Annotated in this window: 25 protein-coding genes and 1 riboswitch; all 25 genes read right to left on the reverse strand. The window is 27.3% G+C overall.

What is annotated here, in order from left to right; all coding sequences use genetic code 11:
- Window positions 1–190: 190 nt before the first annotated feature.
- A complete protein-coding gene (locus RSF37_RS00075) occupies window positions 191–670 on the reverse strand; it encodes a thioredoxin family protein (RefSeq protein ID WP_332562326.1) in 480 nt (159 codons plus the stop codon).
- An 80-nt stretch (window positions 671–750) separates the two neighbouring features.
- Window positions 751–1,467: a purine-nucleoside phosphorylase gene (gene deoD / locus RSF37_RS00080; protein WP_332562327.1), complete on the reverse strand. Its 717-nt coding sequence runs from the start codon at window positions 1,465–1,467 to the stop codon at window positions 751–753.
- A gap of 209 nt (window positions 1,468–1,676) precedes the next feature.
- The gene (locus RSF37_RS00085; protein WP_332562328.1) at window positions 1,677–3,476 is read right to left on the reverse strand and encodes an ABC transporter ATP-binding protein/permease; all 1,800 of its coding nucleotides are present in this window, start codon (window positions 3,474–3,476) and stop codon (window positions 1,677–1,679) included.
- Complete coding sequence (locus RSF37_RS00090; protein ID WP_332562329.1) at window positions 3,476–5,422, reverse strand: ABC transporter ATP-binding protein/permease; 1,947 nt, start codon at window positions 5,420–5,422, stop codon at window positions 3,476–3,478. Before RSF37_RS00090 ends, RSF37_RS00085 begins: the two co-directional genes overlap by 1 nt.
- A gap of 101 nt (window positions 5,423–5,523) precedes the next feature.
- Window positions 5,524–6,696, reverse strand: a complete 1,173-nt coding sequence (locus RSF37_RS00095; RefSeq protein ID WP_332562330.1) for a sensor histidine kinase — start codon at window positions 6,694–6,696, stop codon at window positions 5,524–5,526.
- The gene (locus RSF37_RS00100) at window positions 6,689–7,387 is read right to left on the reverse strand and encodes a response regulator transcription factor (RefSeq protein WP_442878510.1); all 699 of its coding nucleotides are present in this window, start codon (window positions 7,385–7,387) and stop codon (window positions 6,689–6,691) included. Before RSF37_RS00100 ends, RSF37_RS00095 begins: the two co-directional genes overlap by 8 nt.
- A gap of 207 nt (window positions 7,388–7,594) precedes the next feature.
- Window positions 7,595–9,073 carry an amino acid permease gene (locus tag RSF37_RS00105; protein WP_332562331.1) on the reverse strand — a complete coding sequence of 493 codons (1,479 nt, stop codon included), beginning with the start codon at window positions 9,071–9,073 and terminating at the stop codon, window positions 7,595–7,597.
- 106 nt (window positions 9,074–9,179) lie between these two features.
- Window positions 9,180–9,353: riboswitch (Lysine riboswitch) on the reverse strand.
- Window positions 9,354–9,549: 196 nt separating this feature from the next.
- Window positions 9,550–10,209 (reverse strand): tRNA (guanosine(46)-N7)-methyltransferase TrmB, encoded by a 660-nt coding sequence (gene trmB, locus RSF37_RS00110; RefSeq protein ID WP_332562332.1) that lies wholly within the window; start codon window positions 10,207–10,209, stop codon window positions 9,550–9,552.
- Between the two features lie 77 nt (window positions 10,210–10,286).
- A complete protein-coding gene (locus RSF37_RS00115; protein ID WP_332562333.1) occupies window positions 10,287–11,075 on the reverse strand; it encodes a putative ABC transporter permease in 789 nt (262 codons plus the stop codon).
- 65 nt (window positions 11,076–11,140) lie between these two features.
- Window positions 11,141–11,944: a putative ABC transporter permease gene (locus RSF37_RS00120; protein ID WP_332562334.1), complete on the reverse strand. Its 804-nt coding sequence runs from the start codon at window positions 11,942–11,944 to the stop codon at window positions 11,141–11,143.
- 112 nt (window positions 11,945–12,056) lie between these two features.
- Entirely contained in the window at window positions 12,057–12,905 is an 849-nt protein-coding gene (locus RSF37_RS00125; RefSeq protein ID WP_332562335.1) for a DegV family protein, read from the reverse strand.
- A gap of 163 nt (window positions 12,906–13,068) precedes the next feature.
- Entirely contained in the window at window positions 13,069–14,235 is a 1,167-nt protein-coding gene (locus tag RSF37_RS00130; RefSeq protein WP_332562336.1) for a hypothetical protein, read from the reverse strand.
- Window positions 14,236–14,247: 12 nt separating this feature from the next.
- A complete protein-coding gene (locus tag RSF37_RS00135; RefSeq protein ID WP_332562337.1) occupies window positions 14,248–15,534 on the reverse strand; it encodes a type II secretion system protein in 1,287 nt (428 codons plus the stop codon).
- Between the two features lie 20 nt (window positions 15,535–15,554).
- Entirely contained in the window at window positions 15,555–16,142 is a 588-nt protein-coding gene (locus tag RSF37_RS00140; protein ID WP_332562338.1) for a type IV pilus modification PilV family protein, read from the reverse strand.
- Complete coding sequence (pilO, locus tag RSF37_RS00145; protein ID WP_332562339.1) at window positions 16,096–16,815, reverse strand: type 4a pilus biogenesis protein PilO; 720 nt, start codon at window positions 16,813–16,815, stop codon at window positions 16,096–16,098. The genes RSF37_RS00140 and pilO overlap by 47 nt, the downstream gene beginning before the upstream one ends.
- Window positions 16,790–17,428 (reverse strand): PilN domain-containing protein, encoded by a 639-nt coding sequence (locus RSF37_RS00150; RefSeq protein ID WP_332562340.1) that lies wholly within the window; start codon window positions 17,426–17,428, stop codon window positions 16,790–16,792. Before RSF37_RS00150 ends, pilO begins: the two co-directional genes overlap by 26 nt.
- A gap of 1 nt (window position 17,429) precedes the next feature.
- Window positions 17,430–18,482 (reverse strand): pilus assembly protein PilM, encoded by a 1,053-nt coding sequence (gene pilM / locus RSF37_RS00155; RefSeq protein WP_332562341.1) that lies wholly within the window; start codon window positions 18,480–18,482, stop codon window positions 17,430–17,432.
- Between the two features lie 13 nt (window positions 18,483–18,495).
- Window positions 18,496–19,254, reverse strand: a complete 759-nt coding sequence (locus tag RSF37_RS00160) for a prepilin peptidase (RefSeq protein ID WP_332562342.1) — start codon at window positions 19,252–19,254, stop codon at window positions 18,496–18,498.
- Entirely contained in the window at window positions 19,247–19,687 is a 441-nt protein-coding gene (locus tag RSF37_RS00165; RefSeq protein ID WP_332562343.1) for a prepilin-type N-terminal cleavage/methylation domain-containing protein, read from the reverse strand. The genes RSF37_RS00160 and RSF37_RS00165 overlap by 8 nt, the downstream gene beginning before the upstream one ends.
- Window positions 19,688–19,778: 91 nt before the next feature.
- The gene (locus RSF37_RS00170) at window positions 19,779–20,228 is read right to left on the reverse strand and encodes a prepilin-type N-terminal cleavage/methylation domain-containing protein (protein WP_332562344.1); all 450 of its coding nucleotides are present in this window, start codon (window positions 20,226–20,228) and stop codon (window positions 19,779–19,781) included.
- A gap of 63 nt (window positions 20,229–20,291) precedes the next feature.
- A complete protein-coding gene (locus RSF37_RS00175) occupies window positions 20,292–21,497 on the reverse strand; it encodes a type II secretion system F family protein (RefSeq protein ID WP_332562345.1) in 1,206 nt (401 codons plus the stop codon).
- A gap of 16 nt (window positions 21,498–21,513) precedes the next feature.
- Window positions 21,514–23,196 (reverse strand): GspE/PulE family protein, encoded by a 1,683-nt coding sequence (locus RSF37_RS00180; protein ID WP_332562346.1) that lies wholly within the window; start codon window positions 23,194–23,196, stop codon window positions 21,514–21,516.
- Window positions 23,197–23,387: 191 nt separating this feature from the next.
- Window positions 23,388–23,732, reverse strand: a complete 345-nt coding sequence (locus RSF37_RS00185) for a hypothetical protein (protein ID WP_332562347.1) — start codon at window positions 23,730–23,732, stop codon at window positions 23,388–23,390.
- Window positions 23,733–23,856: 124 nt separating this feature from the next.
- Window positions 23,857–24,726 (reverse strand): methionyl aminopeptidase, encoded by an 870-nt coding sequence (locus tag RSF37_RS00190; RefSeq protein ID WP_332562348.1) that lies wholly within the window; start codon window positions 24,724–24,726, stop codon window positions 23,857–23,859.
- A gap of 295 nt (window positions 24,727–25,021) precedes the next feature.
- Entirely contained in the window at window positions 25,022–25,168 is a 147-nt protein-coding gene (locus tag RSF37_RS00195; protein ID WP_332562349.1) for a hypothetical protein, read from the reverse strand.
- Between the last annotated feature and the right edge of the window lie 221 nt (window positions 25,169–25,389).

Genomic DNA, 25,389 nt, shown 5'->3' on the forward strand with positions numbered 1-25,389 from the left:
CCACCCATTTGATTCATTCCTCCAAAAAGCATATTTAATAGAGGGTTACCTCCACCAAATCCTTGTCCTCCCATTCCTCCCATACCACCAAAAAGCATATTTAGTAGTGGATTCATTCCATTCATAATATATTTCCTTTATATATTAATATTACTATAATATATTTAAATCTATTCTATTTTGCTACATTTTACAATAAAATTAATTTTATTATATCTTCTTCGATTTTTTTAGAGTACTTTCCACTTCTAAACTCATTAATTACAATTTCACGCTCTTCATTTTTCAGTCTATCTTTTATTTCTTTTGGAAATTCTATATATTCTCCTAGTATATTACACTCACTATCTACTTTTACAATAGTAGGTATTTTAGTCTCTTTTATATATTTATTTAAATACTCTTTATTTTCTTCATATTTAAAAAATTCTATATCAATTTTATCATTTAATTCATTCATTTTTAATAGTAACGGAATAGCAGTTGCAGCATCTCCACATCTTGTTTCAGAGAAAACTAATATTCTACTATTATTTTTAACTTTTTTTATTTTCTCCCTAGCTTCCTTAGATAGTGTATTTAAGATTTCTCCTCTATTTATCATTTCTATTTGTTCTTCTGTAGCATCTTCTAAAAATTTCTTATATGAAATTCCCATTAAATTCTTCATAATAAACTCCTTTTTTTCTTTATTATATCAAAAGAGGAGATGTACTAAAACATCTCCTCTTAAAATTAAAGCTTTAAATCTTAAGCTAGTTCTAAAGCTATTTTCATCATATTTGTGAAAGCATGTTGTCTTTCTTCTGCAGTTGTAACATCTCCTGTGAATGGACAATCTGATATAGTTAATATACATAATGCATTAACCCCAGCTCTTGCAGCATTCATGTAAAGTCCAGCTGATTCCATTTCAACAGCTAAAACCCCCATTTTTTGCCACTTTCTTAATCCTTCAAGTCCTTCTTCTCCATAGAATATATCACTTGATAGTATATTACCAACTGTTGTTTCTATATTTAAATCTTTAGCTGCATTTACAGCCTTATTTAATAACTCATAACTTGCAATAGGAGCATATGTTCCTGATAAGTTATATTGACTTGCATAGTTTGAATCTGTGCAAGCACCCATTCCAATAACAACATCATATGGTTTTAAGTCTTCATTAATCGCTCCAGCTGAACCAATTCTAATAAGATTTTTAACTCCATAAAAATGAATTAACTCATATGAATATATTCCAATTGATGGTATACCCATTCCGCTTCCTTGAACTGATATTCTTTTTCCTTTATAAGTTCCTGTATATCCATACATTCCTCTAACTGTATTATATTGAACAGGGTTTTCTAAAAATGTTTCAGCTATATATTTAGCTCTTAATGGATCCCCTGGTAAAAGCACTGTTTCTGCTATCTCTCCTAATTTTGCGTTATTGTGTGGTGTTGGTACTAAATTTGCCATATCAATATTCCTCCTTAAGTGTTTCTCATGAGTATTATTATATCATAACGGCTTGTATATGTAAACCTTTTCCCATTTTCACCTTGACTAACATTAGATTCTTAAGCTATCATTTCCATACTTATAAATCCTTTAATAATACACATATTTTGTTATAAAAAAGATAAACAGAACATACAATCAACGTCCTGTTTATCTACTTATATTAATTATTTTCTTAATGCAACCGAAGGAGACGTTCTTAAAAGTTTTTTACTTATTATAAAATTAATCCCAAGAATAGCTACTGTGGCAAATACAACTGTATAAACTATTTGAACTATTGAAATATTAAAATTCAAATTCCAGATTGAAGTAACAATTTGTACACCATAAAGAGAAATTCCAGTTATTAATGTTACAGTAGAAGCCAATAATAAATTTTCAAAATAGATGATTTTAGCTATTGATTTTCTATTAAACCCTAATGTGGCTAAAAGTCCAACTACTCTATAACGTGCCGCCTGTAATTTAATAAATAACATTGTTACAATAAATATACATAGTATTAAAATCATCAATGATATTACAGTAAATAACTTTGATATCTTTTGAAAACTTTTTTGTATAGATTTCACTTCACTTGCAGCAGATTCACAACTAATATCTTTTTTAGCTAATTCATCGTTAACTATATTAATATCCTCAAATTTTTCCACATCAAAACTAATGGAATAATATTTATCATTTTCATTGCCTTTATAAAAAGTTCTTTCAATATCCGAACTCACAATAAAGTCATCATATCCAGCATTATATATTCCACTAATAGTCAGTGAATATGTTTTATTATTGTACTTAATAGTTAAGGTTTTCCCAATTAATTCATTGATATTTTTACTGAATTTTTTAGCTAAGCTTGGTGTAAGTACAACTTCACTCTTATTATTTCTTGGCATAATACCATAAGAGATACTTTCTGTAGCCTTAGGCATTGGATATTTTTCAGACATATTTTCTGTATGATCATCTATTGATAATGATATATCTTTAATTTTATATTGCTTGTAAACATTTCCAACCTTATCATTTTCACTTACTAAATCATATATATTAGTTACATTCTCATCATTTTTAATATAGAAATTATTGAATGCTGTATTCTTGTCTTTAAATTTTTCAACAGAACTTTCCATAATATTTGCTGATGATAGAGATAGTATGAAACATAATATTGCAATCGAAAAAACCAAAGCAATTGAAAAATATTTTAAAAATGAAACCTTATAATTTTTTGCACCAATTTTAAAAGTATTTATTTTTCTAGATGGTTGTAATTCAATTTCCATCTTACTACCCTTTTTTAATAAATCAGACTCAACCTTTGTAACAATCTGTCTGTCAGAAATTGTTATTACTTCATCTGCATAATCACATACATGCCAATCATGTGTAATTACTATTACAAGTTTTTCATTTGAAATTTCTTTTAATAATTTCATTATCTCCATTGAAGTTTTTCTATCTAAAGCTCCAGTAGGTTCATCTGCTAAAATAATATCTGGATGTTGTATTAATGCTCTTGCTATTGCTACACGCTGCTTTTGTCCTCCAGAAAGATTCTGAATTTTTTCATTTTCCTTTTCACATATTCCAAAATCAGATAATAATTTTTTTGCATAATTTGTACTATCTTCATTATTATTATCGTTAAGTGAACATGGATATAAAATATTTTCTAATGATGTATACCCGTAAAGTAAGTTATAATTTTGAAATACAAACCCAATATTATCTCTACGATAATTACATAAATCATCATCACTCATTTTATCCAATGGAATTCCACCTACAATAATATCTCCTGAATAATCTTTATCTAGTCCTGCAATTAAGTTGATTAGTGTTGTTTTACCACATCCCGATTCCCCTAACAAACAAATAAGTCCAGTATCTGGAAATGTATAATTAGCATTTTTTATAATAGTCGTTTTTTCATATATTTTCGTAAGATTTTTTATTTCAATCATTATTTTTCTCCTGAACTTAGTGTTTTAGTTATGTTTGTAGTTTCACATATTATTTCTGTTAAAATATATCCTATTAATGTAACCCCAAATAATAATAATAAACTTACTCCAATTGTAGATGTAGTAATAATTTTAACACTAAAGATTTTTAATATTAACTTGTTTAATAATGGGGATACAATTATCATTAATACAAATCCACATATTAACTCTGAAAAAATTTCGATAGCATTAATAGCTCTTAGCTTAGAGTTACTATAACCACTTATTTTTAAAATAGCATACTCCTTCTTTCTAAGAATTCCACTAATCATAAAAATTGCAATAACTGTTACAATGGATAATAAAGCAATAACAATATTTGCAGTTGAAGATTGCTCAGCAGATACTGAATTCACTTTAACAATATCTTCTAATAATTCAAATCTTCCAATTGGAACAATTCCATTCCCGTTCATTTCATTTTTTAAATCAATCATATCTTTTGGTGTTTTAGCACGCATTAAAATACTCATCTCATTAACATTCTTACCTGCCTGATCTAATAAACTAAACAGTGCAGATTTACTGAATAAAAACGAATCTTCTATTACATAATCATATTTCTTGCCTTCATATATATTTTTCATTGTTGTATCCATAACACCAACAACCTTTACTTTATCGCTAGTTTTATATGAACTTGGATTATTCCCATTCCATTTCGTTATATTACCTGTAAAAGTAATCTCTTTATTTAAAAAATTTTCTGGAGATATACCTAGAGATTTCACAAAACTTTCTGGAACAACTACTTCCTTTTCACTTCCCTCAGGCATTCTTCCTACAATCATTTTGTTTACTACAGGGATGCTTCCAGAACTTTGTATTTGATAATTTTTATTATCAACCGATATTTCAATATCATCAAATGCTTGTAAGTATGATATTAATGAAACTCTTTTATCATTGCTATATTTTTCATATAATCCACTTATATCCTGATTCACATTTGCATCAGGTTTATCATTGTTATTCCCATCTGTACCAGCCGCACTAGTAAATGAATTATAAAGTCCAATATCTAAAAGACTGTCTCCATATGTTTCAAATAATTCATCGAATGCTGATTGACTATTATTATTTATACTTCCACTAACAGTAGTTAGTAAGAAACAGGTAGATAAAATTAATGCTAACACAGAAAAAATGAATCTTCCTTTATTTCTAATGACATTTGTTTTTACAAGTTGTAACAACTGTTTCATTGGAACCCTTGATTGCCTGCTCATAGAAAACTTTGCTAATTTATCTTTTAATTCAACACTATTTTCACTTATAAGTTCTCCTTTATCTAATTCATAAACTGAATCTTGTGTCGTAATGAATGATGTGTCATGAGTAACAATAATTACGGTACTTATCTTTGAAATATCTCGAAGAATTCTCATAACTTCATCTGATGCTTTTTTATCTAAGGCACTTGTTGGTTCATCTGCTAATACAACTTGAGGTCTTTTCATAAGTTCTCTTGCAATTGCAACTCTTTGTTTCTGACCACCTGAAAGATATTTAACTTGCTTATTCTCTATATTTTTTAATTTTAAGTCCCTAATTAACTTATTCGCATATTTTATATCTGATTTATCTTTTAAATATGATGGGAGCAATATATTTTCTACTACAGTTAAATTTTCTAGCAAATTAAAATCCTGCCATATAAATCCGAAAACATTATTATAAAAGTAACTTCTTTCCTTTTTATTTAATTTCTTAATATTTTTATCATCATAATATACTTCACCATCAAAATCTGCTTCCATTCCTGTAATTATCTTTAGTAGTGTAGTTTTTCCACTTCCAGAAGCCCCAATAATAAAGTTCATTCCTTTACCTATTGAAAGTGAAATGTCATTTAGTGCATAATTTTGATTATATTTTTTTGTAATATTTTTTAATCTAAACATTGTTTATTCCTCCTTTATACAGCACTAGTATATAAAAGTAGGTGTTAAATTAGTGTTAAGAAAAAAAGATTCTGGTAAATAACCAAAATCTTTTTAAACATCTATAATTTTTCCTTTTTTATTGGTAATATTACTGAAAAACAACTACCTTGTTCTTGATTATTTGATACAATTACAGTTCCATCATGTTTCTCGATAATGTTTTTTACAATGGACAGACCTAATCCAGAGCCACCTATTTTACGTGAACGTGATTTATCAACACGATAAAATGGTTCAAAAATATTATTTTGCATTTCAGTAGGTATTCCTATACCTGTATCCAATATTTGAATTAGTATATTTTTTTCATCCTGTTTTTGAGATATAATACTAATTTCTCCATTATCAATATTATACTTTATACTATTTTCAATAAGATTATAAAATGCTTGATATAATAAGTCTAAACTTCCATATACCTCTAAATCATTATAATTCGTATTAACATTTATGTGTTTTGATTGTATGAAATCATTAAGTTCTAAGATTATATCATCCATAATATCTGAAATTAGTATATTTTCTTTTTCTACTAAAGTTTCTGTAGTCGTTAATTCTAGAAGATTTTTCACAATATCCGATAAACGTGTTATTTGATTAGTCAAGATAGACAGTAATTGATTATAATCTTCAATAGATTGTTTCTTCTTTTTATTAAAAACATCGATCTTCGCCTTTAAGATTGTTAAAGGTGTTCTCAATTCATGTGCAGCATTTGCAGAAAATTGTTTTTGTAACGTAAATGCACCATCAATTCTATTTATCATTATATTAAATGATTCTGTGATTCTTGATATTTCATCATTTGACTTGGAAACATCCAATTTATCAGATAAATTATAAATTGTCCTACGTTGGATTTGCTTATTTAACTTTGTTAAAGGAGACAATGCCTTTCCTGCAATATAATAAGTTGCAACTCCTCCAGTTATAATAATACAAAACATATAAAATAAGCTTGTCATATAGAAATCATTTACAATACTTTGCGTTCTAGCTATACTTGAATTTGTATCAGAGGTATTGAAAGAATCTGAATTTATTTCGTTTTGTATAGGTTTATTTTCTGGAGTTAATGGTACTTCTATGGCAGGTGTAGTTGTTACTGCAATTCTATCAGCCATATGACTTGCAGATAAGTTAAGTATACTAGTTAATCCAACACAGCAAATTGTTAATACTAATATAGTTAACATAGTTAATCTAATTCTTATAGGTAGTTTATTAATCATATTCTATACCACCTTTTTCTGATAAATAATAACCAATTCCTACTTTCGTATAAATTATATCGTATGTCAAAATATTTTTTATTTTTTTTCTTAATGATGCAATATGTACCCGTATCGATCCACTAAAACTATTTGTATTTCTATCCCAAGCATGTTCAATCAATTCTTCCTGACTAATAACTCTATGAGGATTTAGCAAAAAATACTCAAGAATAGAAATTTCTTTTCTAGTTAGTTTTAATTCAACGTCATTAATAAAAATTTCACGTTTTTTTAAATCCATACTAATTTTATCAAAAGTTATAATATTATCTTTTTGAATGAAAGTTCTACGTAGTAAGTTTCTAATACGAGCCTCTAATTCAATAAAATCAAAGGGCTTAGTAAGATAGTCATTTGCGCCTTCATCTAAACCTTTCACTTTGTCGCTAATATCACTTCTTGCACTAAGTATTAAAATTTTCAATTCATTATCTTTTTTTCTTACATTTTCTAAAACTTCAAATCCATCTACTAATGGTATGTTTAAATCAAGAATCATTAAATCATAATTTTCTATGGAACATAGTTCAATAGCCTCTTCTCCATTATCACATGTATCTACAGAATAACCATCTAAACGAAGGCCTTCTGCAATTGCTTCTAATAAATCTTTCTCATCCTCAACAATAAGTATTCTAATTTGAATCACCTCATAATATATTATTTACCATTTATTTTAAATTTCAATTAAGTTATTATATCTAATTCCCATAAAGTGGTCAACATTATTAAAATACTACTTTTCTTTATTATAGTAAAATATATAATAAAGAAAAGCGGTATAACATCATACAATGCTACACCGCAATACTAAACATTTTAAATTTTTTTAGATAATTAATTAATTTCTACTTTTCTAATTTTCTTCTAATTCTAGATCCTCTACAGAGTCAACTATACATCCATTTTTATCTTTAAGCACACTTAAATCAACATCATCTAATTTAACTATTTTAGTTTTCTTCTTTATTTTATATCCAATCCATAATGCTAAAAATAAAGGTATTCCTATATATGATGATATTAATCCCATTATATCTATTCCATCACCTTTAATATAGGCAAAGCCTTGTCCGATAATTACAACTATACATAATACTAGTGCTATTATTGGTCCTATTGGGAATAATTTCGCTTTATATGGTAACTTCTTTAAATCATTTCCTTGATGTACATACGCTTTTCTAAATCTATAATGACAAGCTGCTATTCCAAGCCATGCTATAAACCCAGCAAGACCTGATGCTGCAACTAACCATACGTAAACACTACTCTCAGCAAATACTCCAGTTAAAAAACAAGCTGATGCTATTATTGTTGTTAATATTACAGCATTTACTGGTACGCCTCTTTTATTTGTCTTACCAAATATTTTTGGTGCCATTCCCTCTTTTGCCATTGAAAATAACATTCTACTTGATGCATACATTCCTGAATTACCTGCTGATAATACTGAAGTTAGTATAACTGCATTCATAAGTGATGCTGCACCTGCAATTCCTGCTCTTTCAAATACCATTGTAAATGGACTCGTATTTACTCCTGCAAGTCCTGATGGAATTATTAATCCAATTACAATTATAGTCCCAATGTAGAAAAGTAATATTCTCCAAAAAATAGTGTGAACTGCCTTTGGTATTGTTTTTTCTGGATTTTCTGACTCACCAGCTGCAATTCCAATAAGTTCAGTTCCTTGGAATGAAAATCCTGCTATTAAGAATATAGCAAATATTGATTTTGTTCCGCCAACAAATGGTCCTCCATTTGCATATATATTTTTAAATCCTACAGCATCTCCACCCATAATACCAAATATTATAAGAACTCCAACTATCATAAATATTATAACTGTAACTACTTTAATACCAGCAAACCAAAATTCTGATTCACCATAAGCTTTTGCTGATAAAAGATTTAAACCAACTATTATAATTAAAAATCCAACACTCCATACAACTCCTGGAATATTAGGAAACCAATACTTCATAATAAGTGAACCTGCAACCATTTCTGTTGCAATAGTTATCGCCCAATTATACCAGTAGTTCCATCCAAGTGCAAACCCTACAGCAGGATCAATAAATTTAGTTGCATAAACTCCAAAAGACCCTGATACTGGCATAAATGTTGCCATTTCTCCAAGACTTGTTATAAGGAAGTAAACCATTATTCCTATTACTCCATATGCTACAATAGAACCACCAATACCAGCTTGATGTATACTGTCTCCCATTGCAAGAAAGATACCTGTTCCAATAGATCCACCCATTGCAATCATATTAAGATGTCTCGCCTTTAAGCTCCTCGTAAGTTCATTGTTATCTTCTTTTGACATAATATTTCCTCCTTAGTTAAACACAAAAAAATAAAACCCAGAGGAAATTATCACTCTGGGTAATATAAAAATGTACTTAATCTTAAGTTACATGAAATTACTCATTTAGAATGATAGCTCTCCACAAAAAAATTGTGACAATCTTATACATATTATATATAAGACCAGAAATATAACCTTAAAGCATTAGTTATATCCTTCGGCAAATTTTCCTTTCATGTTAAATCATCGTGCTTACCTTATTAACATTACTCTTAAAATCTGCTCCTCTACCTCAAAGGGTTTATTTTATTTTTTCTTTGAACCTATTATCATACTAATATAACTTTTATGCAATAGTGATGCATATTTATTCTTACTTTATTTACATTTTGTTTATATAAATAGTACTTTTATTGTAATATAACCACTATATTCTAGTCTTTATATAAAAAAATAGTATCTAGATTATATCTAAATACTATTTTACTAATTAATTATCCACGCTTAGCAATTAAAAATTTTGTCTTTATCCCTTGAGCTGTAAACATTGCTTCATGTTCTGTCATAACATTTTCTGTAAAATCACTTTTGTGAAGATCATATGTTATATAATCCAAATTAAATCCACTTTCTTTAAAGTACTCAAGTGATTCCTCAAAAAGAGAATCATCATCAGTTTTAAACCAAATTTCACCATCTGATTTTAAAAACTTTTTATAATTATCTAATTGTCTTGTGTGAGTAAGTCTTCTCTTCTTGTGTCTATCCTTAGGCCATGGATTACAGAAGTTTATGTATATTCGTTCTACAACATCATCTTCTCCTAGCATTTCATCAATTATAGCTATTTCTTGAGCCATAAGCTTAACATTGTCAATCACTTCATTTTTATCTTCAAAAGCTTTTTCTATGTTTCTCTTAGCTAAAACTAAAACTTCATCTTTTATATCTATTGCTATATAATTAACGTCTTTATGTTCTGATGCATGCACTGCCATGAATGTTCCTTTTCCACATCCAAGTTCTAAATAAATAGGATTCTCTTTTCTTTTGAAAGATTCATTCCATTTCCCCTTATATTCGCTAGGTTTTATTACAAAAAAGTCGCATTCTTCTAACTCAGGTCTAGCCCAAGGTTTTTTTCTCATTCTCATCTTTACGTTCACTCCATCTTTATAAGTTTCATTCCTATTATACATATTTTAAATATCATTAACAATAGAAATTAAAACTACTTACCACCAATAAGTGATTTAAGATCTTTTAAACGATCATGATCTTTTATATATTTTGCATGTGGGAATGCTTTTAATATTCTACTACTTTCTTTACTTGCTTTTTTAAGTCCCTCAATTTTCACAAATAACTTTTCTAATTTTTCATTATTGTGGTCTGATAAATCTTTTCTCTTAATAGCTTCATCTTTGATTTTATTAATCTCATTCTCAGCAAAAGACTCCATTCTTATATTTAATTCTTTTAAATCTTGTTTTATATTTTTTATTTTTGCTAAATGTTCCTTTAAATGAATTAAATGAGCTGTTGTAAATATTGTATCAATAATAAATATGCCAGCTATAATAGCTGCAGATTCATATAATATAACATGTGGTATTTTGCTTACTAAGTCTTTAAATATTGGATCTAATACTTCTATAATAATTACTGACAATATACCAAACATTGTTGAATTTAATAGGCACACTCTTCCATTTATATTAAATTTATGTTTTGAATAATCCCACCATTTCATATTAAATAGCTTTTCTAATATAAATGAAGTGAAATATTCTAATACAGATGCAAGAATCATCCCACCTAAAAAAACAAATACTATATTTCCTTTAAACCTATTTAAGCATGCTGTAACTATTAATGCTCCATATCCATAAATTGGACAAACAGGTCCATATAAAAAACCTCTATATGTAAACTTCTTATCTATTATAAAACAATATATTGTTTCACATACCCATCCTAAAAAACTATAAATCGTAAAAAATATTATTAATTCTCTCAAAAAAAAATCACCTCCAATATATACTATTATATACCTAGATAAGTGATTTCTTTTTAATAATTCTGTTAACTTTGTTTTCTATTCCAGTAATCAGCAATACTATCTTTTAACTTCTTAAATTGCTCACCATATATTTTAGATTTCATATCTGGAAAAGCTCTCATTATTCTATTTTGAACAATAGATCCACTCTTCATCTTTTGGAAATTCTTATAAGTATCTTCAAATTTACTTTTAAAACCTTTTAAATCACCAGTGCTTTTTAATTTATTGAATACTTTGTTAAATTCAATATCATTAAACTTATCCATAGAAATATCTAGTTTTTTAAGTTCAATGTTAATTTGTGATATTTTCTTAAGCATTTCATTCATATCTACTAAAGATATAATTGTAAAAATTGAATCTACAATGAAAATTGCGCTTATAATTATAGCGCTGATTAATATTTGTTTGCTTGTTAATAATGATATTTTTGATATTACAAACGGATTTAATATATCAATTAAGAATAATGATAAAAACCCAAATATAGCTGAATTTAGTACACATATTCTTCCTTTATAATTAAGTTTGTAATTTGAATAATCCCACCATTTTAAGTCAAATGCTTTCTCTAAAATAACAGCAGTTACATATTCAAGCGCTGTAGTTAAAATAACAGCCATTATAAATAATAATATGCTATTGTCTTTAAATCTATCTAATAGCCCTATAACAAATAAAGCTCCGAATCCATAAACTGGACATACTGGACCATTTAAAAACCCTCTATTAACCCATACCTTATCTATTGCTGCACAATATACGCATTCACATATCCAGCCAAGCACGCTGTAAACAGTAAAATATAAAATTAAAACTGCCATACTCACTCTCCCTTTAATTTCTATTATATAAGATAACCATCAAGATTAATAATACACGTTTCCCAAATTAATTTCAAACATAAGAAAAAGGAGTAAGTAAATTACTCCTAGATTATTCTTCTTCAAAAATACACATTCCTAATGCTCCTGGCCCAGTGTGTATGCCCATTGCAGCCCCTATCTCTTCTAAAGAAATCTTTGTTATATTTTTATGATTCTTAACATTATTTAAGAATTCCATAGCCTCTTCATCACAGTCTGCACTTAAAATCCACACTCTGCATTTTCCTTTATCTAGATACTCATCCAATATATTCTTCATCTTAGATAAAGCTTTTTTTCTTCCTCTTGTTTTTGCATAGTTATATAAAACTCCTTCATCATTAGAAGAAACAATTGGTTTTAAGTGAAGCATTTCACCTATAGTTCCAGCTACCTTACCAATTCTTCCACCTCTTTTTAGAAACTCTAATGTTTCGAAAGTTATATATCCATGAGTTCTTTTTCTTATATCCTCAAGAGAATCTAAAATATTCTCTAAATCTTTTCCTTCTTTAATCATCTTTGCTACTTGTAAAACAATAGCTCCTTGTGGGAATCCTAAAGTTCTTGTATCAAAGAAATGAAAATTCAATTCATCTTCATGTGCCTCACATACTAATCTTATACTATTGTATGTTCCTGAAAGTTTACTTGAAACAGTTATAACTATCGCATCAGTATATCCTTCTTCTTTCAATCTTTCTATAACGTCTTCAGTATTCTTAAGATCCGGTAATGATGTAGTCGGAACCTCTTTTTCTATTCTTGAATACATTTCCTTAGGAGACAATGTAATCTTATCTAAAAATTCTTCATCCTTATATATAATTCTAAGTGGTAACATCTCAATATTATATTCTTTTAATGTAGCTAGTCTTAAATCACAGCTACTGTCAGTTATTAACGCAATTTTTCTCAATTCCCATTCCTCCTCTGTTGTTATTTAAAATACTATCATAATATTCACACTTTAGCAATATTTTTTACATAAATTTGTTCTTAATTGTTTAATTTTGTATTATTTTATTATAAAAAATAGAATTTAATTTAAAATAATCCAAATTAAACTCTACTTTTTATTTCTATTTTGTGAATTTTCTTAAGCATTTTTTAAGCGCATCAGTTTTATTGAAGCTTCCAACAGAGTTTTCTATAAAAGAATCCCTTATATTAATTCCTTCATTTGCTACTATACTCATTCTTCCATTAAATACATTAGAATCACTCATAAAATTACGACCTTCATCTATTGTTACAATACCTGTAGAATATATAAATATATTGTCAATATCGCTAATGTACCCAGTTATGTTTAAATTCCCATTACACAATAATACATAATTGTAATCACTAAGTTTTATTATTGCACCTGAATAATTTTTAAGTATTTGCCCATTTAAATTACTTAATGATATCTCTCTATAATAGCCATAATTGTTATATAAAATTGCATCCCCAGAGTAATTAAAACTATCAAGCCAAAATAACTTTTCTTGTAATTCATCAATATTAAGCCCATTTTGTCCAAACATTAGATTTAATCCGTTACTTCTTATTCCCCCAACATTTTCATTTACCATATTGTAGGAATAAGACTCATGCCACCCAAATGATGTATTATCATACTTTGTTAAGTATGAAGTGAGTTGCTTATCTGGACTTATATTATTTGATTTTAATACTCCATTTATATTAAATGTAGAGTTGCTTAATTTTACTATAGAATTTTTAATTTCTAAATTATCACTGTTTAATATAGTGATACCACTACTATCTTTTAAAAGCAAGTCAACATTTTCATCTGCTGTTAACTTTTCAGAAGTTTTTAATACAATATCTCTATTTTCTTCTTTTGTATTCCTTCCTATTTTAGCTATAGCTTGAATTTTGTATCTATTATTATCATTTGTTATATTTACAGAATAGTTAAATTTTTCGAGTTTATTATCTTCTAAAACAACATCTCCATTATCGAAATTATTGCTACCTACCTTCTCTTTTATATAATTTTCTGGAACTTCCACCGTTATATTATTACTTATGTTCTTATAATTTTTATCATTTATTAAATAATATTCTCCAATTGAAAGTGCTGATTTTGCAGCTGTTTCTAAAATCTCATTGTTATTTGAATTTTTATTTAACTTACTTCTATTTGCTACATATGAATATACAGCTATTGAAGTTATGATAAGCGCTGTTAAAGATAATAGAACTACAACTAAAGCAGAACCCTTTTTCTTCCTCACTAATATCACCTACTATTTCATTAAGAACTTTGATATACATGCCTTTGTTTCGTCATCAACTTCATATTCCTTATACATATAAACTGATGGCGAATCTATTATAAGCGTTCCTCCACATATAACGCTTGTACTTATCCATGCGTTTGATGCTTTTGATATTTTCATATTTCCTGTTGAGTATATAAGCATACTATTTCCATTGCTTAATGTATCTTCAATATTTAAATCTCCATTAATTAGTACAACATATTTCCTACTTGCAATTTTTATTATTGCTCCAATTGAACTATTAATATCAGTCTTTGTTAAATTTTCATAGTTATTATAAAGTTTAAATCTATTATTAAAATCTAATAATGCAACAGCACCTTCAGGTTTATTACTTAACTTATTTATTTGATTTGAAATACTAGTTCCATAATTATTATTTCCACTTATAAAATTTCCTGATGTAAAGGCTAATGGTAAACCTTGTTGAACATTTTCTCCATCATTCTTATTTTCTAGCCCGCTTGCAAATACTGGGCTACCATTTACAGTAGTTATTGCTTCTTTTAACTGATCATCCCCTAAACTACTATCCTTAACTAATCCATTAATATAATATGATGTATCTACTAAGCTCAATGAACCATCCACTTCAATTTTAGTATCATTTAAAATAGTTATTCCAGAAACATTTTTAAAGAAATCATCTAGATTAACATTACCATCTTCTGAATCACCACTTCCATCTGATATAACTATTTCATCAGTCTTTTTACTTAACAAAAACTCATAATTTCTACTTGAATTATTTATAGTAAATCCAATATTAAAAATAAGACCATTATTAAACCCATTAATTGATAATTCACTTACATTACTTGCAACTTCAATAAATGATTCAACTTTATTTATACTAATATAATCTTTATTATTTACATCTTTTTCTGCTGTCCTTATTAAGTACAAATCTCGATTTCTATTTTTATTAATTAATGAGACTAAAAAAGTAATACTACCATCTTTTTGATTTTTAATAATTAAATATGCTTTTTCAGCTGTTAATTCATTTAAATCAATTGGAGATTTTATTTCTACTTTTTTATTTATAATAGTAGTAACATCCTCTGCTCCTATTTCTTTTGTTATTTTAGCTTTAGCATTACTAAATTCATTTTGTATATCAGTTCTATCTTTAGTAATGTTACTTCTCTTAATTCCATTAACATATATACCAAGTACTGCCGTTAAGAGTACCATCATTATAGCCATAACTGCTATTAATTCAATTAATGTAAAACCCTTCTTTTTCATTAAAAGCACTCTCTTTCTCTCTAGTTTATTGGTCTTATTACAATCTCTTCACTTAAACTTTGAAGGCTTTTATTTGAAGGCGATATATTAGTACTCGCCCCATCCCCTTTTTTCTCTCCACTTTCATAGTAATACTGCTGTGTCTTTTTTAAAGTAATACATGTTAACACAACCGAATATAAACCATCACTATTTTCCTTTGTAGATATATATACTTTGTACTTTATTGGACTTTCCTTGCTATTGTTGTCTGAAATGTATGTACTATTATTTTTGGCTTTTGCTTTTCCAGACTCAATATTTAAAAGAAGCATTTTTTGTATAGAATTTAAGTCTGACCCCTCTAAAATAATGGTTTTACCATTCAAATACTTTTCAAAAAATTGACCACTCTCTCCAAATAAAATATCTCGTATCCCTCCATTTGCTGATGTATTTTCCATAGATACATTTGTATTAATTTCGCTTTTATTTGCTGTTGCAATCAATTGTGTTGTCCCAACAAATAGTATTGCAAATATTGCAAGTGCTGCTACTATTTCAATTAAAGATACTCCTTTTTTATTTGAAGAAATTTTCCTTACCCCATTTTCCTTTATTAAAGTCATACCTCTCCTTCTCCTTATAATTCAAACTATAGTAATTAGCTGTAATTATTCCTTGTAATTTATTGCCATCACTTGGATTGTTGCTTATTTTAACTCCTGTTACACTAATTTGCCTTGGCATACTTTCAATTTTTTTCATAAACTCCACAATACTATTGAAGTCTCCATTTACAGTAATCATGAAACTATGTGTTATGATACTATCTTCATTGTTATTTTCAGGTTTCTTTTCTTTATCATCTTCTAATAAAGTTTCATCATCACTTGAATTGCTAGTTTCCTCTTTTAAATTTGCATCATTTATAAAATTAAAATTGCTTATACTAACCCCTACTAAAATACTTGTATCGGTAATATTTTTTATAATATCTGCTTGTTTCTCCGTTTTAGGGAATTCTTTTATCGCTTTATCATAATCGTTTTTCACTATTTCAAGTTCTTGATATAACATATCTTTTTTAGCTATCTTATCTATAATTTCGACTTTATTAGTTTCATTTTTACTAATATTATTTTGCAAGGATAATTGTTTAGTTTTAAGAGGTTTAATTAAAGCTTGTTCTATTAAAATAAAAGTAAAAATTAAAACACTCATAAACAAAAGTAATTTCTCTCTTTTTTTTAATCCTTTTAAGTAACTTAATATTTTACTTTTCTTTTTGATTTTTTTCATTACTCCCTGCTCCCTCTATTGAAATATTAAATTCAACTGCACTTTTTGTACTAATTTTTTTATCTGTGTTTTTCTCTACTTTCTTTTCTTTACTATCTTTTAAATTATTTTCCTTAATATCCTCATTCTTTATTTGAATATTATTCATAGTTACAACATCCGCATTTTTATATAAATCACTCATTTGTAAGTTCGCTAAGAGTATTGCAACATCATTATTGTTATTTGCTATACCACCTAAAGTAATAGTTCCATTAGTTAAATTTATTGAATTTATAAAAATACTATTTGGAACATACTCACCAATATCCTTTATACATTTCCATACCTTATTATCTTTTTGTAGTGAATCCACCTTATTTACGAATATTTTTTCTCTTTCTAGCTCATTGTATACATTTATGTAATCACCATTTTCATTTTTATAACTACTAACTTCTTGATTTAAAGATACATTTTTCTTTTCTAATGTATTATTTTCTAAATATATAATTAATGCATTTGATAACAGTAATATTGTCAAAACCACATATATACTAATTAAAATGGCAGAATGGTCTTTCTTCTTTTCTTTTTCTATACTCTTAGGATTAAGATTTAATCTTTTTTTCATATCATTTTCTCCTTAAAAATAAGCCATATAGTGGTAAAAACTTTCCAAATCTTTTGTTTTTATTCCTTACCTTAAGACCTAATTCTTTAACATCTTTTAATAAAATACTATTTGTTTCAAAATAATTCTCCATATAATTTGATGCAGTTCTACTCATATCCAGATTAGATATTATATACATATTACTAATTTTCTTATTACCTTTTGTTGTGTTATAAAACTTTATAGTCTTCTCTACAATTGAAAATAATTTATCTATTGATTCCTTTAATCTTGGATACTTTCTAAAAAGTACTTCTATATCACTACCTTCTAAGTTTAAATCTCTTAATAATAATTCCGAACTTTTATCTTCATTGTAATTAGGATCACTTTCCATTTTGCTTCTTTCAAACTCCCTAATTATATTTTGAAATCCAAAAGGAATGCTTCTTTCTAATTTCATTATTCCATTATAAGAAATTGAAATATTACTAAAAGTATATCCTAAATAAAATACTGCAATAGCTTTATTTTCATAATCTAAATTACTTTTAAGTATAACTTTATTTATTGTATTTGTTAAAATATCTATTACATCTAACTTCTTACCAATAGACTTACTTAATTCAACATAAGAGTCTATCTTCTTTTTCATACAAGCTGCAACTATAACATTTAACTTTACATTTTTCTTATCTTCTTTATTTTTAGAAATAATTTCATAATCTATATAATAATCATCTTCATTTGGTATTATTTCTTTTATCTCAAATTCAATAGCTTCTCGTAGTTCTTCTTTTCCCATACTAGGTATTTCTATACATCTAACTACGATATCACTTCCAAAAGCAACAAAAGAAACATTTTTCTCTTTTATATTATTCTCAAGAAAAAATTTCAATATTATTTCAGATAATCTAGGCACATCATTAATAAGTCCTCCATCACACAACCCGCTTGGTATTGATATTGACTTATTTAATATTATTTTTGTACTATTACCTACTAATATATCAACGAAGTCATCCTTAATTTCGATTACTATACTATTTTCTCTAACAAAGCCGCTCATAATGTCCCCCTCCTTATAATGTCTTTATATACCAATTTAATATTCTACTTCCAAATAAAACAGCTATAAATGTTCCTAAAAAAATAAATGGAACAAAAGGAATCTGCATTTTTCGTTTTCCTATACATAGCAATATTATTGCAAGAACTCCACCAAATATAATTGATAAAAATATTGAAAGTCCTATTGTTACTGGTGTAAGGTATAAAGATATCATTAAAAATATTTCTAAATCGCCACCACCAAATCCATCTATTCTCTTTGATAATAAATATATAACTCCAACTATAACTAGTGGTATTAAAATTGTTACTACTAAATTTTTAAATGGTCTACCATTTATCATATCTACAATTAAAAATAAAATCCCAAATATAAATCCGGTAAGAGATAATTTAAAATATACTTCCTTTGTTTTTATGTCAATAATTGATGCTATTAATAATATTGAAAATAACACTATATATTTTAAAGTATTTATTGAAAATCCAAATTGTATATAAATATTAAGAAATATTATTCCAGTTAATATTTCTATAATAGGATATTCTATGCTGATTTTTTCTAAACAACCTTTGCATTTTCCTTTTAGTGCAATATAACTAAATACAGGAATTAATTCTAAAGGTTTTAATTTTCTATTACAGTTAGTACAATGTGAAGGAGGAAAAGCTATGCTCTCCTCCCTCGGTATTCTATATATACATACATTAAAAAAACTTCCAAATATTAATCCACTTGAGAATATTATGATATATAAAATACTATTCATCCTTAAAACCTCCAAAAGCTCCATCAGGATCTACTATTATATTTTCTGGAGGGACGTTTATAATTTCTTTAAGCCATCCAACTACTGCTACTCTATGAAGTACACTTTCTTCTTCTTCTACTGTTTTTGAAATTAAATTTTTATCTTTTAATATTTTTATTACAGTCTTTAATTTCATTTGACCAAATTCTGGAGATGCGTCTGGCTTTTCATGATTTGGGTATGTATTTTCTTTAGTCGGAACTAATATGCCTGAATTATATGCTTCTTCAGCTGCATTAAATATTATTTTTGCCTCTGATTGTATTGCTACTTGCTTTGATTTATGTACATAAGTAATTACTCTTGGGACTATAACTGCTGCAAGTACTGCAAGTATTGCAACTACCGCAATAAGTTCAATTAAAGTAAATCCTGTCTTTTTTATCTTCATAAATATCACCTACTAAGTTTTAATTTATTACATAAGAGTTTTTTAATATTTTTATAAAGGCTGCCCTAAGACAGCCTTATAATTTATTTTATTAACTATTTTTTCCTGAGTTAGCTATTCCTGTATAAATTCCGTTTCCATTAACTTGTATATTAGCTTCATCTGCATTGATTATTGCCTTTAAATTAGCTAATGTGCCGGTTTCTGCAACTGTTCCAAGTTTACTAGTATCTGCATTACTTAATAAGTTTTCACTTGTAAGCTGCTCTACAGCTTTAGCTACAGTAATATTGTCAAACTTGTCTTTCTCAGTAGTTGCACCAGTAGCAGCTGTTAACTTTCCATCATTATATGCAGCTTCAGATGCGTTATATATTGTACTAGCCTCTGTTTGTACTGCAACCCTCTTTGATTTGTTTACATAAGTTATTACTCTTGGAACTGCAACTGCAGCTAATATTGCAAGTATTGCAACTACTGCAATAAGTTCAATTAAAGTAAAACCCTTTCTCTTTTTTTTCATGACCTTATTCATATTCATAAAAAAAGTCCTCCTTTGTAATAATATTTATATAACCCCTTGATTTTTGGGAGTAATATCATTTTATTGAACAGTTTGATACATTGAGAACATTGGTAGAACCAATGATAAAACAACAAACCCAACTATTAATGCTAAAACCACTATCATTGTTGGTTCTATTAAATTAGTAAATCTATCTAATGCAAAATTAGCTTCTGAATCGTAAAAATTTGATGCTTTTTTTAAAATCTTATCAACACTTCCAGCTTCTTCCCCCACTTTAATAGATTGAACTAGCATCTTCGGAAATATGTTTTGTGTCGCAAGTGCTTCTCCAATAGTAGATCCGTTATTTATTAAATCTCTACTCCTCATTAGTTTATATTTTATATATTCATTTCCTATAACATTTGCAGAGATCTCCATGCAACTAATTACACTTATTCCACCTGCAAATAAAATTGAAAATGTTCTAGCAAACCTTGCAGTCATTATTTGTTTTGATACAAAGCCTATTACTTTAGATTTTGTAATATATTTATCTCTTAAAAAAATAAATCTTTTATTTTTATCTAATATAAATCTCTTCAGCAGAATTATAATTAAAGTAAAGCTAAGTAGATATATCCATTTATTTTGAATAAAATTACTTATCCAAATTACTACCTCCGTTGGCATTGGAAGTTTTTCTTCTGATGCTAATAAATTTGATACAAATATTGGCACTACATAAGCAATTAATATTGATACAATTACTAATGAAAATGAAATTAAAAATTTTGGATATATAAGGGCATTTTTAATTTTTCTTTCTTGTTTGTATTGCTTATCATAAAAGTCTGATAAATCTTCCATAATTTCATCAAGACGTCCTGTAGCTTCTCCTACTTTAAGCATATATATAAATAAGGACGGCATGTCCTTAAATTTAGAAAATGCCTCAGAAAGCATCTTCCCCTTTTCAACATCTCTAAATACATTATTTAATATATTTTCAAGCCTTTTATTTTCAAGTTGATCCTTAACTATTGATAAACTATCTAAAATAGTAATACCAGAAGATAAAGAAAAATACAATTCTCTGCATAATATAGAAAGATCCTTCTGTGTTATTTTAGAAAATAAATCTATATTTATATTGAAAGAAGACTCTAAATTTTCATATTTAATCAAAAAGTATCCTTTACTTTTAATTCTTCTTCTAAGTTCCTCTTCATTTTGTATATTTAATTTTCCCTTTAATATTTTCCCATCAATATTCTTTGCTTCATATTTATATAAAGGCATATGCTATATATCTCCTTTATTCATTTATTAATGTTGTTCTCATAAGTTCATTTATTGTAGTCTCACCATTTAAAACTACATCTCTACCTGCTTCAAACAATGTTTTCATTCCATTTTTAATTGCTTCATTTCTTATTTCTAGAATATCTTCCTTCTTTGAAATTAAATCTCTTATATTTTCATTCACTTCCATTATTTCAAATATTCCTGTTCTACCTTTGTAACCAGTACTTGCACACTTAACGCATCCAACTGCCTTACATAATTTAACTTCTTCATCATTTGGTATTTTTAATATTTCTTTCTCATAACTATTTGCATAATACTCTTCCTTACAATTATCACATAGCTTCCTTACAAGTCTTTGAGCAACAATTCCAGTTATTGATGAACATATTAAATAAGGTGGTACACCCATATCAAGAAGTCTTGCAACGGCTGATGGTGCATCATTTGTATGAAGCGTACTTAACACTTTATGCCCTGTAATTGATGACCTTATTGCCATTGTTGCAGTTTCTTCATCCCTTATTTCTCCTATCATTATTACATCTGGGTCTTGCCTTAAAATAGCTCTTAATCCTTTTGAAAAATTAAGACCTGCCTTAACATTTACATTCACCTGTACTATGCCTTCCATACTATATTCAACAGGGTCTTCTAAAGTAATAACATTATTTTCATCTGTTTTTAAATCTTTCAATATTGAATATAAAGTTGATGTTTTACCACTACCTGTTGGCCCTGTAACTAATAGCATTCCATATGCCTTACTAGTCATTTTATCTAGTAGCTTTATATCACTTTTTCTAAAACCTAGATTCTCTTTTGAAATCTCAAATGCTGATTTATCTAATATTCTAATTACAAGATTCTCCCCATTTATTGAAGGTAGTATAGATACTCTTAAGTCTATTTCTCTTCCATCAATTTCGGATAATATTTTACCATCCTGTGGTATCCTTCTCTCAGAAATATCCATACCACTTAATAATTTTATTCTTGTAACCATAGAATTCAATGGTTCTTTCGGAGCTTCGAACTGTTTTCGAAGCTTACCGTCAATTCTATATCTAATTACAATATTATTTTTTTGAGGTTCTATATGAATATCACTCACTTTATTTCTAACAGCATTTTCAATTATTCTATCTATTAACTTTACAGCTGGAGATGTATTTTCTTCATTTATGTTATCTTCATTTTCTTTATCATCATAATTTATTTTTTCTTCTTCATTAAGTTTGGCTGCTGCCTTCTCCATAAAATCTTTAGAATAGTATTTTGCTATAGCATCCTTTATTTCATCTTCTGATGATATTCCAATTAAAACTTTATATCCTGATGACAGTGCTACATCTTCTTCTGCAAATACATTAAGAGGATCAGACATAGCAACAACAATATTATTATCCCTAAACATTACTGGAATTAAATTATATTTTTTAGCAAGTCCTTCAGAGATTGTTGTTACAGCTTTCATATCAACATCTATTAATTCTAAATCTATTCTTGGTATTCCAAGTTGAAGTTCTAAAAGATTTATTAAACTTTCTTCTGTTATAAGTCCCTGCTCTACAAATATTCTTCCAAGTCTTTTTGAAGTAGTTTTTTGTATCTTTATTGCTTCATCTACTTGTTTTTGTGTAATATAACCAAGTTCAACTAAAAGATCACCTAGCCTCTTTTTTCTTTTCACTAAATCACCCTGCATTCTTAAATTTCAACATAATTATACAATATTTTCATCCAATTATTGTGCTTGTTTAATATATTTGACGTTAAATCCATTATTTTTACATTTTATTCATTTTTGACATAAAAGGTCTTACCTAGGAACAAAAAAAAGAGCTATATATGAAATTTTAGTTTCATATATAGCTCTTTAAATTATTGAGTTACTGCTACAAATGATGCAATAAACATATTTTTAGCTAAATCCAAACTTCCACTACCAATTTTGTAATCTAGAAATGTAAAAATAACTGCCATTATAATAAACGTTCTTAATACACTTACGATAATATAACCCTTTCCATCGTTATCACTGCTCTTAAATTTATAATATAAAACTATTAGTGCCATTATTATAAATACAATACATACTGGTATAAATAAGTTGTACAGTAATGATGCATGGTGTGGTTTAATAAACTTCATTGTAATTCCCATAATTATTACTAAAAATATCATTATGTATTTTATATACCTATAAAAATTATCCAGTTTCTCCATTTTGCTTAGCCCCCTCATTTAGTAAGTAATATTTTACCACATTGTGCTAATTTATGTAAATGAAAAAAGAACTATATTAAAGTAAGAATTCAACTCTAACTTTAATATAGTTCCATCAAATTAATTATTTTGCTAAAATTTCTACTCCAGTATCAGTTACTAATACTGTATACTCCCATTGTGCTGAAAGTGATCCATCTTCTGTTATCGCAGTCCAATCATTATCCTCATCTACAAATACACCAAAATCTCCTTGGTTAATCATAGGTTCAATTGTAAAAATCATACCTGGAACTAAAACCATTCCTTCTCCTCTAGTTCCAACATGTGCAACAAAAGGATCTTCATGGAAACTTATTCCAACTCCATGACCACCAAAATCTCTAACAACTGAGTAACCATTTCTTTCTGCATGTTCTTGAACTGCAGCTCCAATATCTCCTAAGAATCCCCAAGGTTTTACTGCTTCTAATCCTTTATCTAGACATTCCTTTGAAACTTTTACTAAGTTATGAGCTTCGCTAGACACTTCACCTATTTCAAACATTCTAGATGCATCTGAAAAATATCCATCTTTTATTGTTGAAACATCTACGTTTATAATATCTCCATTAGCTAGTATTATATCCTTGTCTGGTATTCCATGACATACTTCTTCATTTATTGAAGTACATACACTCTTAGGGAATCCTTCATAGTTTAAAGGTGCAGGAATCGCTCCGTGTTCTACTGTATAATCATAAACTAAAGTATTAATATCTTCAGTACTCATACCTTCTTTGATTTTTTCATTAACTAAATCAAGTACGCCATTATTTACTTTAGCACTGTTTTTTATACCTTCAATTTGAGCTGCATTCTTTACAAGTGATCTTGGAGGCATCATTAAACCTTGTCTTTTTAAAAATTCATATTTTTCATCAAATTCAGCATGGCATTTTTTATATTTCTTACCACTACCACACCAACAATCATCATTTCTATTTATTTTCATTTTTTCTCCTCTTTCCTGTTCATATAAATAAACTCTCATGTTATATTATATCCGTTAGTATAGTTTTTTTCAAAAAAAGTGGCTAAATAATTTGTATTAATTAAATTCAACCTATATAATTACAAATATAGTATAAATTATATTTATTATATTTTAATTTAAACTATACCTTTTTTTACGCTAGCCTTACTAGATAATACTAGGGGTTTATAGCTTAATTTAAATTTGACGCTAAATAAAGCTTACATCACTTTTATTATAAGTGATGTAAGCTTTATTAGTTGTTCATATAATTTTATTCGAATTCGTTACTATATTTTTGGTTGAATACCCTCTCTTTATCTATTCCTAATTCAGTACAGGCTTCCTCAAAGCTACACCCGTTTTCATCCATATATTTTGCTACATAACTGTCCACATTTGGTATTGAGTTATAATTCATATTATTCCCTCCTTCTATTAGATACTGAAATTTATTTTCCCCTGATAAAAAAATTATATTCATAATGTAAACATTTAATTATATTATACAGTAAATTTTTAGAAAATTCACTAAATTTTCAATATTTTAAAAATTTAGTTATTTTCAAAAATATTTGTTTAATAATTTATTGTTATGCAAATAATAAATTATTAATTACAACTAATATAAATTCTTATATA

It is taken from the genome of Clostridium sp. (assembly GCF_036643715.1).
GTDB lineage: Bacteria > Bacillota > Clostridia > Clostridiales > Clostridiaceae > Clostridium.

What these genes read in the sequence shown, in the direction of transcription:
- RSF37_RS00075 (WP_332562326.1), bottom strand. Translation starts at nt 670, where the DNA reads ATGAAGAATTTAATGGGAATTTCATATAAGAAATTTTTAGAAGATGCT.
- deoD (WP_332562327.1), bottom strand. Translation starts at nt 1,467, where the DNA reads ATGGCAAATTTAGTACCAACACCACACAATAACGCAAAATTAGGAGAG.
- RSF37_RS00085 (WP_332562328.1), bottom strand. Translation starts at nt 3,476, where the DNA reads ATGATTGAAATAAAAAATCTTACGAAAATATATGAAAAAACGACTATT.
- RSF37_RS00090 (WP_332562329.1), bottom strand. Translation starts at nt 5,422, where the DNA reads ATGTTTAGATTAAAAAATATTACAAAAAAATATAATCAAAATTATGCA.
- RSF37_RS00095 (WP_332562330.1), bottom strand. Translation starts at nt 6,696, where the DNA reads ATGATTAATAAACTACCTATAAGAATTAGATTAACTATGTTAACTATA.
- RSF37_RS00105 (WP_332562331.1), bottom strand. Translation starts at nt 9,073, where the DNA reads ATGTCAAAAGAAGATAACAATGAACTTACGAGGAGCTTAAAGGCGAGA.
- trmB (WP_332562332.1), bottom strand. Translation starts at nt 10,209, where the DNA reads ATGAGAATGAGAAAAAAACCTTGGGCTAGACCTGAGTTAGAAGAATGC.
- RSF37_RS00120 (WP_332562334.1), bottom strand. Translation starts at nt 11,944, where the DNA reads ATGGCAGTTTTAATTTTATATTTTACTGTTTACAGCGTGCTTGGCTGG.
- RSF37_RS00135 (WP_332562337.1), bottom strand. Translation starts at nt 15,534, where the DNA reads ATGAAAAAGAAGGGTTTTACATTAATTGAATTAATAGCAGTTATGGCT.
- RSF37_RS00140 (WP_332562338.1), bottom strand. Translation starts at nt 16,142, where the DNA reads ATGACTTTAATAAAGGAAAATGGGGTAAGGAAAATTTCTTCAAATAAA.
- pilO (WP_332562339.1), bottom strand. Translation starts at nt 16,815, where the DNA reads ATGAAAAAAATCAAAAAGAAAAGTAAAATATTAAGTTACTTAAAAGGA.
- RSF37_RS00150 (WP_332562340.1), bottom strand. Translation starts at nt 17,428, where the DNA reads ATGAAAAAAAGATTAAATCTTAATCCTAAGAGTATAGAAAAAGAAAAG.
- pilM (WP_332562341.1), bottom strand. Translation starts at nt 18,482, where the DNA reads ATGAGCGGCTTTGTTAGAGAAAATAGTATAGTAATCGAAATTAAGGAT.
- RSF37_RS00160 (WP_332562342.1), bottom strand. Translation starts at nt 19,254, where the DNA reads ATGAATAGTATTTTATATATCATAATATTCTCAAGTGGATTAATATTT.
- RSF37_RS00165 (WP_332562343.1), bottom strand. Translation starts at nt 19,687, where the DNA reads ATGAAGATAAAAAAGACAGGATTTACTTTAATTGAACTTATTGCGGTA.
- RSF37_RS00170 (WP_332562344.1), bottom strand. Translation starts at nt 20,228, where the DNA reads ATGAATATGAATAAGGTCATGAAAAAAAAGAGAAAGGGTTTTACTTTA.
- RSF37_RS00175 (WP_332562345.1), bottom strand. Translation starts at nt 21,497, where the DNA reads ATGCCTTTATATAAATATGAAGCAAAGAATATTGATGGGAAAATATTA.
- RSF37_RS00185 (WP_332562347.1), bottom strand. Translation starts at nt 23,732, where the DNA reads ATGGAGAAACTGGATAATTTTTATAGGTATATAAAATACATAATGATA.
- RSF37_RS00190 (WP_332562348.1), bottom strand. Translation starts at nt 24,726, where the DNA reads ATGAAAATAAATAGAAATGATGATTGTTGGTGTGGTAGTGGTAAGAAA.
- RSF37_RS00195 (WP_332562349.1), bottom strand. Translation starts at nt 25,168, where the DNA reads ATGAATTATAACTCAATACCAAATGTGGACAGTTATGTAGCAAAATAT.